Origin of the sequence: Micromonospora sp. WMMD882 (genome assembly GCF_027497255.1) — a bacterium.
GTDB lineage: Bacteria > Actinomycetota > Actinomycetes > Mycobacteriales > Micromonosporaceae > Micromonospora.
In genome coordinates this window covers 5623742-5639681 of record NZ_CP114903.1, presented here as the reverse complement: position 1 = coordinate 5639681, position 15940 = coordinate 5623742, and the positions used below count along the sequence as shown (strand labels likewise).

Annotated in this window: 13 protein-coding genes; 3 read left to right on the top strand and 10 right to left on the bottom strand. The window is 70.8% G+C overall.

Annotated features, from left to right (window positions below; genetic code table 11):
• Position 1: 1 nt before the first annotated feature.
• Entirely contained in the window at positions 2–1180 is a 1179-nt protein-coding gene (gene sucC, locus O7606_RS24325) for an ADP-forming succinate--CoA ligase subunit beta (RefSeq protein ID WP_281596318.1), read from the bottom strand.
• A 518-nt stretch (positions 1181–1698) separates the two neighbouring features.
• Positions 1699–2103: a cobalamin B12-binding domain-containing protein gene (locus tag O7606_RS24320; protein WP_281596316.1), complete on the bottom strand. Its 405-nt coding sequence runs from the start codon at positions 2101–2103 to the stop codon at positions 1699–1701.
• Positions 2104–2512: 409 nt separating this feature from the next.
• Here O7606_RS24320 and O7606_RS24315 point away from each other — a divergent pair, with 409 nt between their 5' ends.
• Positions 2513–3229, top strand: coding sequence for a M23 family metallopeptidase (locus O7606_RS24315; protein ID WP_281596315.1), 717 nt, complete (start codon positions 2513–2515; stop codon positions 3227–3229).
• 349 nt (positions 3230–3578) lie between these two features.
• Positions 3579–4322: a M23 family metallopeptidase gene (locus O7606_RS24310; protein ID WP_281599857.1), complete on the top strand. Its 744-nt coding sequence runs from the start codon at positions 3579–3581 to the stop codon at positions 4320–4322.
• 24 nt (positions 4323–4346) lie between these two features.
• Here O7606_RS24310 and pcrA read toward each other — a convergent pair whose 3' ends face one another.
• Complete coding sequence (gene pcrA, locus O7606_RS24305) at positions 4347–6764, bottom strand: DNA helicase PcrA (protein WP_281596314.1); 2418 nt, start codon at positions 6762–6764, stop codon at positions 4347–4349.
• Positions 6765–7047: 283 nt separating this feature from the next.
• On the opposite strand from pcrA, the gene O7606_RS24300 reads away from it, so the two are divergent.
• Positions 7048–7395, top strand: coding sequence for a chorismate mutase (locus O7606_RS24300; protein ID WP_281596313.1), 348 nt, complete (start codon positions 7048–7050; stop codon positions 7393–7395).
• Between the two features lie 190 nt (positions 7396–7585).
• Here the strand turns inward: O7606_RS24300 and O7606_RS24295 are convergent, their stop codons facing one another.
• The 7 genes from O7606_RS24295 to O7606_RS24265 form a co-directional block, all read right to left on the bottom strand.
• A complete protein-coding gene (locus tag O7606_RS24295; protein WP_281596312.1) occupies positions 7586–8596 on the bottom strand; it encodes a dipeptide ABC transporter ATP-binding protein in 1011 nt (336 codons plus the stop codon).
• Positions 8589–9626, bottom strand: coding sequence for an ABC transporter ATP-binding protein (locus O7606_RS24290; protein ID WP_281596311.1), 1038 nt, complete (start codon positions 9624–9626; stop codon positions 8589–8591). Before O7606_RS24290 ends, O7606_RS24295 begins: the two co-directional genes overlap by 8 nt.
• A 5-nt stretch (positions 9627–9631) precedes the next feature.
• The gene (locus tag O7606_RS24285) at positions 9632–10573 is read right to left on the bottom strand and encodes an ABC transporter permease (protein ID WP_281596310.1); all 942 of its coding nucleotides are present in this window, start codon (positions 10571–10573) and stop codon (positions 9632–9634) included.
• Positions 10574–10639: 66 nt separating this feature from the next.
• Positions 10640–11650, bottom strand: coding sequence for an ABC transporter permease (locus O7606_RS24280; protein WP_281596309.1), 1011 nt, complete (start codon positions 11648–11650; stop codon positions 10640–10642).
• 100 nt (positions 11651–11750) lie between these two features.
• Positions 11751–13385, bottom strand: coding sequence for an ABC transporter substrate-binding protein (locus tag O7606_RS24275; protein WP_281596308.1), 1635 nt, complete (start codon positions 13383–13385; stop codon positions 11751–11753).
• A gap of 413 nt (positions 13386–13798) precedes the next feature.
• Positions 13799–14473 carry a response regulator transcription factor gene (locus O7606_RS24270; RefSeq protein ID WP_281596307.1) on the bottom strand — a complete coding sequence of 225 codons (675 nt, stop codon included), beginning with the start codon at positions 14471–14473 and terminating at the stop codon, positions 13799–13801.
• A gap of 1 nt (position 14474) precedes the next feature.
• On the bottom strand, positions 14475–15713 hold the full coding sequence (locus tag O7606_RS24265) for an ATP-binding protein (RefSeq protein ID WP_281596305.1): 1239 nt from the start codon (positions 15711–15713) through the stop codon (positions 14475–14477).
• Positions 15714–15940: the final 227 nt, after the last annotated feature.

Sequence of the window (15940 nt, the reverse complement as noted above, 5' to 3'; positions counted from 1 at the left end):
GTCAGACCCCCGCAGCCGCCAGCTCGGCGGCCCGCTCGGCCGCGCCGTCCATGGTGTCGACCCGCTCGACCAGCGGGTTCTTCGCGCCGTCCAGGATCGCCCGGCCGGCCTCGGCGTTGTTGCCGTCGAGGCGGACCACGAGCGGCTTGGTGACCTGCTCGCCCCGCTCCTCGAGCAGGGCCAACGCCTGGATGATGCCGTTGGCGACCTCGTCGCAGGCGGTGATGCCGCCGAAGACGTTGACGAAGACGCTCCGCACCGACGGGTCGGAGAGCACGATCTCCAGGCCGTTGGCCATCACCGCGGCGCTCGCGCCGCCGCCGATGTCGAGGAAGTTGGCCGGCTTGACGTCGCCGTGCCGCTCACCGGCGTACGCGACCACGTCGAGGGTCGACATGACCAGACCCGCGCCGTTGCCGATGATGCCGACCTCGCCGTCGAGCTTGACGTAGTTCAGGTCCTTCTCCTTGGCGCGCTGCTCCAGCGGGTCCACGGTGGCCTGGTCGACGAGCGCCTCGTGGTCCGGGTGCCGGAAGTCCGCGTTGGCGTCCAGGGTGACCTTCGCGTCGAGCAGCAGGACCGTGCCGTCCGCCGTGCGGGCCAACGGGTTGACCTCGACCAGGGTGGCGTCCTCGGCGACGAACGCCTGCCAGAGCTGGGTGGCGATGCCGGCGATCTGGTCGGCGACCTCGGCGGGGAAGCCGGCGGCGGTGACGATCTCCCGCGCCTTCGCCTCGTCCACGCCGACGGTGGCGTCGATCGGGGTCTTGACGACCTTGTCCGGGGTCTCGGCGGCGACCTGTTCGATGTCCATGCCGCCGGCCACGCTGGCGATGCACAGGAAGGTACGGTTCGCGCGGTCGAGCAGGTACGAGAAGTAGTACTCCTCGGCGATGTCCGCGGTCACGGTGATCATGACCTTGTGGACGGTGTGCCCCTTGATGTCCATGCCGAGGATGTCGGTGGCCCGGGCCACCGTCTCGTCCGTGCCCTCGGCCAGCTTGACGCCGCCGGCCTTGCCACGGCCACCGACCTTCACCTGAGCCTTGACGACCACCCGGCCGCCGAGGCGTTCGGCGATCGCGCGGGCCTCCTCCGGGGTCGTGGCGACGCCGCCGGCGAGCACGGGGAGCCCGTGCCGCTCGAACAGGTCCCGCCCCTGGTACTCGTACAGGTCCACGATTGCGCGTCCCGTCCCGTCTCCGCGGCGCGCCGTCGCGCCGCCACCAGCGTTGGAAAGTGCCTGACACCTGTCGTCACAGAAGACAGGCCTGTTTGCGGCAGCCTAACGAGAAGGGCACGACCGGCAACCGAGCGGGTGCGTGGTGTGCGGAAACGCACAGCGCTCCGGCCCGCCCGGCCGGGCCCGGGAAGGCTTCCGGCCGCCGCGGTGGCGACGGCCGCCGCGCGGCGGAGGAACGGCCGCCGCGCGGACGGGGAAAGCAGTCGGGCGGGAGGGCGTAACCGGCGCGGGAAGCCGTCGTTAGGTGAAGTGTCGGAGCGCTGGTGGCGCGATGACGGGAGACGGCCGATGCCCTGTCGGTCGAGGGGTGGCGGCGGGGCATCGTGCATAGAGGGGCCGGACGTGTGAGGGGTGCGTCCGGTCCCTCCCCCCGTCTGCGGGGTCGCCCGCCGGCCGGACCGGCCCGCCACCGACTGGGTTCGGCGGCCCACCGGTTTCCGCGACCCGCCCGGTAGTCAGCCGACCGGCTGCGCGACGTTCTCGCGGACCCACTCGACGATCGACTGGGTGGTCGCGCCCGGGGTGAAGATCTTCGCCACGCCGAGCTGCTCCAGCTCGGGCAGGTCGGCGTCCGGGATGATGCCGCCGCCGAAGACGACGATGTCCCGCGCGTCCCGCTCGGAGAGCAGCTCCAGCACCCGGCGGAAGAGGGTCATGTGCGCGCCGGAGAGGACGGAGAGCCCGACGGCGTCGGCGTCCTCCTGAATGGCGGTCTCCACGATCTGCTCCGGGGTCTGGTGCAGGCCGGTGTAGACGACCTCCATGCCGGCGTCCCGCAGGGCCCGCGCGACCACCTTGGCGCCGCGGTCGTGCCCGTCCAGGCCGGGCTTGGCGACGACGACCCGAATCCGAGAGCTCATCAGCGCACACCTTTCCCGGCTCTGCGACACGCTGCCTGAACGAACGGTAACCCGGCCGGGCCCCGGCCGGAAATCCGCCTGTCGTCCCATCGACGGGCGGCATGACTCCGACCGAGTCGGACGCGAGTGGAACGCGAGGCGGACACACGGTGCGTAGTGGTTACGGAGAGCGACGAAAAGCCGGTAACGAGGACGAATGGCAAAGGTGACGAAATTGGGCAAGTCGCCTTTCAATCGGACAAATTTGACTAGCAATGTGGCGCTCCGGCTTGTGGGGCGTCCGGGCGTTGGCTACCGTGTCCACGGTTGTCATCAGGTCCACGGACGGGTGACGACGCGGCCAGCCGGAGTTCACGTCAGCGTCACGAACCCGGCCGATCGCATCGAAACCCGACAACGGAGGGTGTGCGTGCGCCAGCGCCTGTTGGATGAGCCCGATCGATATCGCGGCCGTCGCCGAGTACCCACCCCACCCCGTAGCCGCTACGCCGCCGTCGTCACCAGCGCCTTCGTCGGCGCGGGGATCGTCGCCCTCGGCGCCGGCGCGATGCCCGACGCCAAGAGCGTCAGTCCGTCGGTGCTCGACGAGCTCCGCCAGGCCTCCATCTCCAGCCAGGATCTCGCCGACCGGGCCGGGGCCGACGAGCGCGCCAGTCGGGACACCACCCGGATGGCCGCCGACGAGGCCGCCGAGCCCGAGGTCTGGCTGCTGCCCCTACAGGGCTACGACTTCAAGTCCCCGTACGGCATGCGCTGGGGGAAGCTGCACACCGGCATCGACCTGGTCGCCCCGGAGGGCACCCCGTACGTCGCGATCCACGACGGCACGGTCACCAGAGCCGGCTGGTACGGCGGTTACGGCAACACGGTGATCGTTCGGCACGCCGACGGCAGCGAAGCCATCTACGGCCACTCCTCGGCGCTCAGCGTCAAGGAGGGCCAGCAGGTCAAGGCGGGTGACCAGCTCGGTTTGGTCGGCAACACCGGCCACTCCTACGGCGCCCACCTGCACCTCGAGGTGCACGTCAAGGGCGAGCCGCTGGACCCGGTGCCCTGGCTCCAGGAACGCGGAGTGGACATCAAGCTGCAAGTCGAGGCACTTTACAGCGACGTGTCCGCCTCCTGACCCACCGTATCGCCCGTTGACCGCCCGGATCATCCGATCCGGGCGGTTTGCTGTGCGCGGCCCGGCGAAACAGTGTCCTGCGTCACCTGATCAGATGTGGCAGGTGTCACCAGACCGCATGATCACCTTTCTGGACGGAACTCCCGAGAGCGGCACGGAACCGGACAGCCGACCGGCGACCCTCGTCCGGCCCACCGGCCCCGGGCACGCCCAGCCGACCCGTCGACCTCAGGATTTTCAGGTCCCGTAGCCGACGACTCGAAGGTCAACCGTGCAGGAAGACGACATCACCCAGAACGAGCAGACCACCGCCAGCGCCGGAAAGGACCCCCGGACGGCCCGGCACCGGCTGGCCCGGCGGCCCCGCAACCGGCACCTGGTGGCCGGCGCGGCGGCGTTGGTCGCCCTCGGCCTCACCGGCGTGACCGTCACCGTGGCCCGCCACGACGACTCCCCCGCCCCGTCGGCCGTCGCGATCGACGCCGAGGAACGGGCCGAAGCCGCCGCGCGGGCCGACCGGGCCACCCGCCCCAGCCCCTCGGCGACCACGACCAGCCCGACGCCCGCCCCGACCACCGCCAGCCCGAGCCCGAGCCCGAGCCCGAGCGCCAGCGCCCGCACGAAGCCGCGGGCCACCCGCAAGGCCACCGCGGCCCCCAAGCCGACCCGCAGCGCCACCAGCAAGCCGAAAGCCGCCTGGGTGAACCCGATGCCCGGCGCGGCCGTCACGTCCTGCTACGGGCCACGCTGGGGCGTGCTGCACGCCGGCATCGACCTGGCCCTGCCGGCCGGCACCCCGGTCCGCGCCGTCGCGGCCGGCACGGTGACCAAGGCCGGCGACGCCGGCGACGGGTACGGCACCTCCGTCGTCGTCGACCACGGCAACGGCTACCTGACGCACTACGCCCACCTCAGCCAGGCGACCGTGGCGGTCGGCGCGAAGGTCGACGCCGGGAAGACCATCGGCCGGGAGGGCTCCACCGGCGACTCCACCGGCCCGCACCTGCACTTCGAGGTGCACGAGGGCAGCATGTGGAACCAGATCGACCCGGCACCGTTCATGCGTGCCCGGGGCGTCGACCTGGGTTGCTGACCGGCGACGGCGCTCCGGCGCGCCTCAGAGCTTCTCGATCGGGGCGTGCCGGAGCACCAGCCACATCTTCTGGTCACCGAAGTCGATCTGCGCCCGCGCGCCCGGCCCGTGCCCCTCGACCTGGACCACCCGCCCCAGCCCGTACCGCTGGTGGTTGACCCGGTCGCCGACCGCCACCTTCGGGCCCTGCGGCAACTCGCTGGCGGTGGTGAGTCGACTGGCGTCCACGCCGAGCCGTTTGGCGAGCTGCGCCGCCCGCGGCGTACCGCCGGTGAAGCCGCCGCCCCGACCGGGGCCGAAGCGGTCCGCGGCGTCCGCGCGCCCGCCGACCCCGCCGCCCCCACCACCCCACGAGGTGTACGAGCCCTCGGTGCGCTCCCAGCGGACCAGCTCGGTCGGCAGCTCCGCCACGAAGCGCGACGGCGGGTTGTAGGCCGGCTGCCCCCAGGCCGTCCGGGTGACCGCCCGGGACAGGTAGAGGCGCTGCCGGGCCCGGGTGATGCCAACGTACGCCAGCCGCCGCTCCTCCTCCAGCTCCCGGGTGTCGCCCAGGGTGCGCAGGTGCGGGAAGACGCCGTCCTCCAGGCCGGTGAGGAACACCACCGGGAACTCCAGCCCCTTGGCGGTGTGCAGGGTCATCAGGGTGACCACGCCCTGGTGTTCCGGGTCGTCGGAGGGCACCTGGTCGGCGTCGGCGACCAGGGCGACCTGCTCCAGGAAACCGGCCACGGTGGGCCGCTCGTCCTCCGCGCCGCCGGCCTCGATCCGCTCGGTGTACTCGCGGGCCACGCTGACCAGCTCCTGGAGGTTGTCCACCCGGCCGGCGTCCTGCGGGTCCAGGCTCTCCTCCAGCTCGGACAGGTAACCCGAGCGGGTCAGCAGCGCCTCCAGGACCTCCTCCGGGGCGCCGGTGGCGGCGAGTTCGCGTACCCCGTCGAGCAGCGCGACGAAGTCGGCGACGGCGTTGGCCGCCCGGGTGGAGATGCCCGGGGCGTCCTTCGCCCGGCGCAGCGCCGCCCCGAAGGAGATCCTGTCCCGCCCGGCCAGCGCCTCCAGGCACGCCTCGGCCCGGTCGCCGATGCCCCGGCGGGGAGTGTTCAGAATCCGGCGTACGCTCACCGTGTCGTCCGGGTTGGCCACCGCGCGCAGGTAGGCCAGCGCGTCCCGGACCTCCTTGCGCTCGTAGAAGCGCACCCCGCCGACGACCTTGTACGGCAGGCCGACCCGGATGAAGACCTCCTCGAAGACCCGCGACTGGGCGTTGGTGCGGTAGAAGACCGCCACGTCACCGGGGCGGGTCTCGTCGGCGTCGACCAGCCGGTCGATCTCCCGGGCCACCCAGTCCGCCTCGGCGTGCTCGGTGTCGGCGACGTACCCGACGATCTGCTCGCCGGCCCCGGCGTCGCTCCACAGCCGCTTCGGCTTGCGGGAGGTGTTCCGGTCGATGACCGCGTTGGCGGCGCTGAGGATGGTCTGGGTGGAGCGGTAGTTCTGCTCCAGCAGGATGGTGCGGGCGTCGGTGAAGTCCCGCTCGAACTCCAGGATGTTGCGGATCGTCGCGCCCCGGAACGCGTAGATCGACTGGTCGGCGTCACCGACCACGCACAGCTCGGCCGGCGCGATCCCCTCGGTGCCGGCGACCAACTCCTTGATCAGCACGTACTGGGCGTGGTTGGTGTCCTGGTACTCGTCGACCAGCACGTGCCGGAACCGACGGCGGTAGCTCTCCGCCACGTGCGGGTGCGACTGGAGCAGGTGCACCGTCGTCATGATCAGGTCGTCGAAGTCCAACGCGTGCGCCTCGCGCAGCCGCCGCTGATAGAGCGTGTACGCCTCGGCCAGCGCCCGCTCGTTGGGCCCGCTGGCCCGGCCGGCGAACTCCTCCGGGTCGACCAGCTCGTTCTTCAGGTTGGAGACCTGGGCGGCCAGCCCGCGTGCCGGGTAGCGCTTCGGGTCGAGATCCAGCTCACGGGCCACGAGCTGCATCAACCGGCGGGAGTCGTCGGCGTCGTAGATGGAGAACGAAGACTTCAGCCCGGCGTGCTCGTGCTCGGCCCGCAGGATGCGTACGCACGCGGAGTGGAACGTCGACACCCACATCAGCCGGGCGCGCGGGCCGACCAGGTGGGCCACCCGCTCCTTCATCTCGCCGGCGGCCTTGTTGGTGAAGGTGATCGCGATGATCTCGCCGGGGTGGACGTCCCGCGCGCCGAGCAGGTAGGCGATCCGGCTGGTCAGCACCCGGGTCTTGCCCGAGCCGGCGCCGGCGACGATGAGCAGTGGTGACCCGGCGTGGGTGACCGCCTCCCGCTGCGGCCCGTTCAGCCCGGCGAGGAGGGCCTGCGGATCGGGCCGGGCGGCGCCGGCGCCGGCCCGACGGGGCACGGCGGCCGGAGACTCCGACGCGGACTGGGACGGCGGGATTTCGAAGAGAGCATGCATCGCACGGCGAGTCTATGCCGACCGCCCGACATTCCCGCCCGTCGGCTCTCCGGCGGCCCGCTTCCCCGCCGGGCCGCCGGGAAACGCTTGCGCGGCGCGTCGCCGGCTGGGCATACTCGACGACGTGTTCGACCAGCGCTTCTCCTTTTACTACGGCTGCGGGAGTCCGGCAGCCGTAGGTAGCGCCTGATCGATCAGACCTACGAAGGCCCCGGCTCCTGGAGTCCGGGGCTTTTTCGTCCCGGGATCCGGGCACCGGGCACCACCGTGCGAGAGGTACCCGATGATGACAGACGTGATGGAGCAGAACGGCGAACCGGTCCGGACAGAGCGCTCCGACGTCCAGGAGCACCCGCTGGACGTACGCACCGGGACGCAGGAGCCGGACGCGGCGGCCCGGATCGTCGCCATCCGGGAACGCATCGACGAGATCGACCAGGCCCTGATCGATCTCTGGCAGGAACGGGCCGGGCTGTCGCAGCAGGTCGGCAGGACCCGGATGGCCTCCGGCGGCACCCGGCTGGTGCTCTCCCGGGAGCAGGCGATCCTGGAGCGCTTCCGCGCCGCGCTGGGGGCCGACGGCGTCCAGTTGGCGCTGCTGCTGCTGCGCGCCGGTCGCGGCCCGCTCTGACCCGCGGCGCGTGGGGCGCGGCGGCCCGGTCGTTCGGCACGCCCCGCGGGCCCGTCGTCGACCGCCCGCGCCGGGGGCGCCCAACAGGTCCGGGGCGCCGGCCGAGTCTCGACCGACGCCCCGGACACTGAGGAGGCACTTCCTTTCACCGTCGACCTGGTACGGGTGGCCGGGCCGGCGGCGTCACGGGCTACCCGTTGGCGTGGACCACGTCGCGCGGCTCCGCGAAGTGACACGCGCTCGGGTGAGCGGAGTGTTCCCGTGCCTCCAGGGCCGGCGGCTGCTCGGCGCAGATGTCCTGCGCCTTCCAGCATCGGGTGCGGAACCGGCATCCGGACGGGGGGTTGGCCGGTGACGGCACGTCGCCGGTCAGCACGATCTGGTCCCGCAGCCCGCGCAGCTTCGGGTCGGGGACCGGCACCGCCGAGAGCAGCGCCTGGGTGTACGGGTGCGTCGGCTGCTCGTAGATCTCGTCCTCGGTGCCGATCTCGACGATCTTGCCGAGGTACATCACCGCGACCCGGTCGGCGATGTGCCGGACCACCGACAGGTCGTGGGCGATGAAGATGTACGACAGCCCCAACTCCGCCTGGAGCTTCTCCAGCAGGTTGACCACCTGGGCCTGGATGGAGACGTCCAGCGCCGAGACCGGCTCGTCGCAGAGGATGATCTCCGGGTTGAGCGCCAGCGCCCGGGCGATGCCGATCCGCTGCCGCTGACCGCCGGAGAACTGGTGCGGGTACCGGTTGATGTGGTCGGGGTTGAGCCCGACCAGGTCGATCAGCTCCTGCACCCGGGCCCGCCGCTTCGCCTTCGGCAGCACGTCCGGGTGCACCTCGAACGGCTCGCCGACGATGTCGCCGACGGTCATCCGGGGGTTCAGCGACGTGTACGGGTCCTGCATGACGAGCTGGATGTTGCGGCGACCCTTCCGCCGCTCGGTCGCGCCCATCGTGGACATGTTCCGCCCCTGGACGAACAGGTCGCCCGAGGTCGGCGTCTCCAGGCCGACCAGCAGCCGGGCCAGCGTCGACTTGCCGCAGCCGGACTCGCCGACGATGCCGAGGGTCTCCCCCCGGCGCAGCTCGATGCTGACCCCGTCGACGGCGCGGACCGCGCCGACCTGCTTCTTGAAGACGATGCCCCGGGTCAGCGGGAAGTGCTTGACCAGGTCACGGGTCTCGAGTACGAGATCACTCATCGCCCTTGACCTCCTTCCAGAAGTGGCAGGCGGCGGTCCGGTCCGGTGACACCGTGTACAGCGGCGGCGGCGGGTCGGCCCGGCAGACGTTCTGCGCGTACCGGCAGCGCGGGTTGAACGAGCAGCCACGCGGGATGTTCGTCAACATCGGCGGCAGCCCCTTGATGGCGCTGAGCTCCTGGCCCTTGATGTCCAGCCGCGGGATCGACTCCAGCAGGCCCTTGGTGTACGGGTGGGCCGGGCTGCCGTAGATGTCGTCGACCCCGGCCTCCTCGATGACCCGGCCGGCGTACATGACCGAGATCCGGTCCGCCACGTCGGCCACCACGCCCATGTCGTGGGTGATCAGCACCAGGGCCATGTTGCGTTCCCGCTGGAGCTCGGCCAGCAGGGCCATGATCTGCGCCTGGACGGTCACGTCCAGCGCCGTGGTGGGCTCGTCGGCGATCAGCACCTCGGGGTCGAGGGCCAGCGCCATGGCGATCATGACCCGTTGCCGCATGCCGCCGGAGAACTGGTGCGGGTAGTCGTTGACCCGCTGCCTCGCGGCCGGGATCTTCACCAGGTCGAGCAGCTCGATCGCGCGCGCCTTGGCGTCCTTGCGGGACATGCCCCGGTGCTTGCGGAACAGCTCGCCGAGCTGGAACCCGACGGTGAAGACCGGGTTCAACGCGGACAGCGCGTCCTGGAAGATCATGGCGATCCGGTTGGCGCGGACCTTGCGCCGCTGCGCCTCGGGGAGCTTGAGCAGGTCCACGCCGCGGTAGAGGATCTCGCCGCCGGTGACGAAGCCGGGCGGCGAGTCCACGATGCCCATGATCGCCTGGGCGGTGACGCTCTTGCCGCAGCCGGACTCGCCCAGGATCGCCCGGGTCTCGCCCGGCGCCACGTCGAAACTGACCCCGTTGACCGCGTGGGCGATGCCGTTGCGGGTACGGAACTCGACCTGGAGGTTCTTGACCTGCAGTGGCAACGCGTTCGGGTCGAGGCCGGGCAGAGCGTCCATCTTGACGTTGACGTCAGTAGTCATGCTGCTCACCGGAACTTCGGGTCGAGGGCGTCACGCAGGGCGTCACCCATGAGGATGAAGGACAGCACCGTGCCGACCAACAACCCGCAGGGGAAGAGCAGCAGCCACGGGTCCTCCAGGAAGTAGACCTGGTGGGTGCTGATCATGATGCCCCAGGACTGCGCGGGCGGCTGGAGCCCGACGCCGAGGAAGGTCAGGGTGGCCTCCGCGGCGACGAACGAGCCGAGCACGATGGTGGCGTACACCAGCATAGGCGCGATGGCGTTGGGCAGGATGTGCCGGAACATCAGCCGCCCGTTGGTCGCCCCCACCGCCTTCGCCGCGTGCACGTAGTCGAGGTCCTTCGACGAGATCACGCTGCCCCGGATGATCCGGGCGATGGTCGGCCACCCGAGGGTCACCAGCACCAGGGTGAGCGTCCACTCGTTCTGCCGCTTGATCACGGTCAGGAACACGATCGCGCCGAGCAGGAACGGCAGCGAGAAGAAGATGTCCATCACCCGGGAGATGATCGAGTCGATCCAGCCGCCGTAGTAGCCGGCGAGCAGGCCGAGCACGCCGCCGATCAGCACGATGCCGAGGGTGGCGAGCACCGCGATCTGCATCGAGGGCCGGGCGCCGTAGATGGCGTGCGAGTAGTAGTCGCAGCCCAGCAGGTCGAAGCCGAACGGGTGGTCCGCGCTCGGCGGGATCCGGGACCGGTCGGTGCTGCACGCCCGCGGGTCCTGGCTGGTCCACAGCCTCGGGAAGAGCGCCATGGTGCCGACCACCAGGATGTAGAGCGACGCGACCACGAAGATCGGGTCCCGGACCAACTGCCGTCGGGCATCGGCCCAGAGGCTCGCGCTGCGCTCCTTGCCGCCCTTGTCGGGCTCGGGCACGCCGGCGACCGCCGTCACGGTCGACGAGTCCCCGGTCGCTCCTGCGGCGCTGCTCACGTCGCTCATGACCACACCTCGTTTCGCTTCGATCCGCCACCGTCGGTGCGGGCCCGCCCGGGCCCGTGCTGCCGCTCACTCATACCGGATCCTCGGGTCGAGGACGGCGTAGAGGACGTCGACCAGCAGGTTGGCGATCAGGAAGACCAGGGCGAGCATGGTGACCACGCCGACCACCACCGAGGACTCTCCGGTCCGCGCGGCGAAGGTGACGAGTCGACCGATGCCCGGCACGTTGAAGATCGTCTCGGTGACCACGGCGCCGCCGAGGAGACCGCCGATGTCGACGCCGAGGTAGGTGATCACCGGGATCAGCGAGTTGCGCAGGGTGTGCACGCCGATGACCCGCTTGTTGGCCAGGCCCTTGGCCTTGGCGGTGCGGACGAAGTCGGCGCGGATGTTCTCCATGATGCTGGTCCGGGTCAGCCGGGCGGTGGTGGCCAGCGAGATCGCGCCCAGCACCAGACCGGGGATCACCAGGCTGGCCCAGGGGTAGTCGGGCTTGAAGCCGGGGCTGAACACCCCGTTGGCGATCACCTCGGGCACCCAGGACTGGTCCCGCAGGACGTTGCCGAACTGCACGCCGACGTACTCGCGGACGAGCACGCCGAGCACGAAGATCGGCACCGAGATCAGGAAGACGGTGGAGATCTTCACCAGGTAGTCGGCGAAGCTGCCGCCGCGCAGGCCGGCCAGCACGCCGGCGGCGATGCCGACGACCGCTTCGAAGATGATGGCGATGAGGACGAGCTTCAGGGTGAACGGCACCGCGTCGGCCACCAGGTCGGTGACCTCCCGCTGGCGCAGGTTCACGCCGAAGTCGAAGTGGAGGAAGATGCCCTGCATCCGGTCGAGGAACAACCCGAAGCACGGATTCCCCCGCTGGTTCAGACACGGGTCGTCGTAGCCGAGCCGCTCGGTCAGCGCGTTCAGCACCGACTCCGGCGGCGTCCGGTCACCGAACAGCGCTCGGACCGGGTTCCCGCTGAACTGGACCGCCAGCGAGGTGAGGTAGTGCAGCAGGAACATGGTGCCCAGCACGGTGGGTATGAACTGGAGCAACCGTCGAACGACGTAGCGCCCCATGTCTGTTTCTCCTCTCGGCGCTGACGTGGCGGCAACGCCCTCCCGGGTGGGGAGACCGCTGCCGCCACGTCGTGGTACGGCTAGATCAGGGAAGCGAAGCTCAGTTCTGCTTCAGCGAGGTCTGGCCGTAGTCGGCGTCGGAGACGGCGTTCCAGACGAACTTGTCGACGTTCTCGCTGTAGACGGCGCCGACCTTGCCCCACCACATCGGGATGACCGGCAGCTCCTCGACGAGGATGTCCTCCGCCTTCTGGTAGAAGGGGATCGCCTCCTCGATCGAGTTGGCGGCGTCACCCTGGGCCAGCAGCGAGTCGAACTCGGCGCTGCTGAAGGTGGAGTTGTTGCTGTCCGCGTCGGTGCTGTAGAGCGGGGACAGGTAGGTCTCCATGAACGGGTAGTCCGGGCCCCAGCCGAGGCGGAACGGACCGGTGAACTTCTTGCTGTCCGCGGTCTCCAGGTACTCGGCGAACTGCAGGTTGACCTTCAGCTCGTAGTCGATGCCGAGGGCGGCCTTGATCTGGTCGCCGACCGCCTGGAGCCAGGCGTCGTGGCCGGCGCCGGCGTTGGCCCACAGGGTGAGCTTGCCACCCTTCCAGCCGCCCGCCTCGGCGAGGAGCTGCTTGGCCTTCTCGACGTCCTTCTTGCAGTACTGGCAGATGTTCTCGCGGGCGCCCTCGAAGTTCGGCGCGACGTAGCCGGTGGCCGGGCTGAACCGGCCGTCGAAGACGGCGTCGATGATCGACTGCCTGTCGATGGCCAGCGAGAGGGCCTGGCGGATCCGCTTGTCCTTGAAGTTCTCGTTGTAGATCGGCATGCCGACGTAGGTGAAGCTGTCGCCCGGGGCCTCGTAGAGGCGGTCGCCGTAGGTGGCCTTGGCCTCCTTGTAGCGCGCCGGCGGCAGGGTGTACAGCACGTCCAGCTCGCCGGCCTGGAAGGCGGCGTAACCGGCGTCGACGTCCGCGAAGATCCGGTAGTTGATCTTGTCCGGCTTGCCCGGGTCACCCTTCCAGGTGTCGCTGCGGACGACGTTGATGCCGACGTTGTGCTGCCAGCTTCCCTCGATCTTGTACGGGCCGTTGCCGATCGGGGTCTCGTTGCACTTCTCGGTGTCCGCGACGCACGCCTCGGCCATCGGGAAGAAGCCCGGGTAGCCGATGATCGTCGGGAAGCCGGAGAACGGCTCGGCCAGCTCGACGGTGAAGGTCAGGTCGTCGACCTTCTTCAGGCCGGACAGCTCCTTGGCCTTCGGCTCCGGGGCCTTCTGCGGGCCGTCGCCGTCGGGGTCGGTGGAGGAGACCTCCTTGATCCCGGCGATCCGCTTCATGAAGTACGCGTTGTTCTGGGCGTTCGGCCCGTACGCCGCGTAGTTCCACGACCGGATGAAAGCGTCGGCGTTGACCTTCTCACCGTTGTCGAAGGTGTAGCCGTCCTTGAGCTTGATCGTCCAGACCTTCTGGTCGTCGGAGTCGACCGACTCGGCCAGGTCGTTCTCCGGAGCGCCGGTCTCGGCGTTGTACTTGACCAGACCACGGTAGAGCTGACGGATCACGTACAGCGACGGCTCGTCGTCCGCGGCCGAGGGCAGCAGGAACGCCGGCTCCGACGCGTAGACGCGCAGCTCGCCACCGCTCTGGCCCGCCGACTCGTTCGAGTCGTCGTCGCCACCGCTGCATGCGGTGGCCAACATGGCGGTGGCGGTCGCCATGACCGCCACCTTCAGGAATTTCCCGCGCATGGGAGTGCCTCCTCAGGGCGCTCGGCTCACGAGGGGGTTGTGAGGTGGTTGCCACTGTGACACCCGATGCGCGGTAGCGAAAAGCGGTGTTATCAAGCCGATACCCGGCCGGGACGGTGCCGACATCGGCTGGTACGGCCCACCGGGACACCCCGCTCCCACCATGATCGTCTATCTCCGAGCGCTGCTGGAGCCCTCCCGGCGCGCCCGATCCGGACACCCGGGGCGTTCCCTCCGCCGCTCAGCGCGGCCCAGCGGCCCGTCGACGGACCCACCGTTTCTGTCCGTCCAGCCGATGCCGGCTTCGGCCGTGCGGCCCCCGCGCCGCCCGAACGGCGGGCCGGAGGCGGACCGTGCGTCAGCCCACCGACACATGGTGCGACCATTCTCACACCCGGCGGCGGGCGCCGCGGTCACACCAGCCGGCGGTCCGCCGCCCACCGGGACAGCTCGTACCGGTTGGACATCTGGAGCTTGCGGAGCACGTTCGACACGTGTGTCTCCACCGTCTTGATGGAGATGAACAGCTCCTTGGCGATCTCCTTGTACGCGTACCCCCGGGCCAGCAGCCGGAGCACCTCGCGTTCCCGGTTGGTGAGCTGGTCCAGCTCCGGGTCGGCGACCGGGGCGTCCGGCCGGGCCGCGAACGCGTCCAGCACGAACCCGGCCAGCCGCGGGCTGAACACGGCGTCACCGTCGGCCACCCGGCGGACCGCCGCCGCCAGCTCGTCCGGGGAGATCGTCTTGGTCACGTAGCCCCGGGCGCCGGCCCGGATCAGCCCGATCACGTCCTCGGCGGCGTCCGACACGCTCAACGCCAGGAACCGGACCTGCGGGTGGGTACGCCGCATCGCCTCCAGCACGGCCCGACCGCCGCCGTCGGGCATGTGCACGTCCAGCAGCACCACGTCGGGGCCGGTGGCGGAGATCCGGGCGACCGCCTCGGCGACGGTGCTCGCCTCCCCCACCACCTCCACGTGCGCGCCCAGCTCGGCCCGGACCCCGGCCCGGAACATCGCGTGGTCGTCGACCAGGAACACCCGAAGCCGTCCGCCCGTGCCGGTCGGCTCCTCGATCTGCTCGGCCATGTCACCTGTCCCTTTCCGCCGTGGCACCATTCCCGGAGACCGGCAGGATCAACCGGACCTCGGTCCCCTCGCCCGGCCCGGAACGGATCTCCGCCCGGCCGCCGTGCCGCTTCATCCGCCCGATGATCGAGCCCCGCACCCCGTGCCGATGATCATCCACGGCGTCCCGGTCGAACCCCACGCCACGGTCCCGGACGAAGACGCTGACCTGGTCCGGCTCCACCTCGGCGTAGAGCGAGACGGTCTGTACCCCGGCGTGCCGCGCGGCGTTCACCAGCGCCTCCCGGGCGGCGGCGACCAGCGCGCCGACCCGTTCGTCGGTCTCCCGGTCACCCACCACCACCGCCTCGACGGTGATCCCGTACGTGTCCTCCACCTCGGCCGCCGCCTGCTCCAAGGCGGCGGCGAAACGTTCGGTCGGCGAGGCGGTCGGCTTGTAGAGCCAGTTGCGCAGGGTGCGCTCCTGACCCCGGGCCAGCCGCTGCACCGCCTTGACGTCGGCGGCGTTGCGTTGGATCAGGGCCAGGGTGTGCAGCACCTGGTCGTGGATCATCGCCGCCAGCTCGGCCCGCTCCTGCTCCCGGATCCGGCCCTCCCGCTCCGAACGGAGCTGGGTGAACGTCCGCCAGAGCACCGGCGCGGCCACCACCCCCACGCCGGCCAGCCCGACCAGCGCGAAGATGACGCCGTTGATCACCGCGTCGACGTTCTGCACCGGGGAGTAGACCGCCGCGACGCCGATGATGCCGACCGCGACCAGCACGCCGCCGCCGATGAACCGGAGCACGAAGGCCCGCCGGTCGGTCTCCTCGACCACCGCGCTGAGCCAGGGCAGCGGCAACGGGCCGCTGCTCTGCCAGCGACGTTCCGGCATCGACTGGTGCCAGATCACCCCCGCCCCGACCGCGATGATCGCCACCAGCCAGCCGGCCGTGCCGGCCACCCCGACCGAGTCGAAGAGCCGCATCTGCGCCAGCAGCACCACCAGACCGATGAGTACGAACGGCAGCAACTGGGCGACGTCCCGCCGGGGCGGCGCGGCGGCGTCCCCGGGACGCACCGGGACCACCGCCCAGAACGCCGCGTAGAGCAGCAGGCCGAGCCCGCTCAGACCGAGCAGCACCATGAACGCGATCCGGACCCGGACCACCGACACACCGATGTGCTCGGCGATGCCGGCGGCCACGCCCACGGCCAGCCGGTGCTCACGGGCCCGGTACAGCCGGGGGGGGTCGGTCACGAGGCTGATCTCGGGCTCCCTGGTCGGGTGCCGGTGGGCACCTGCTCACGTGCCGGGCCGCGCCTGTGGCACGCCGGGTCGGCACCATGGTCGTCAGGCGCCGGCGACGACAGTGCCGGCGTCGCCACCGATCGTCACACGCGGAGCGTCCGGTGGGCCACGGGGACGCCCCCGAGATTCCGGGCCGGGGATTTCAGGGTGGCCTCAGGGTGGGTCCCGACGACGGC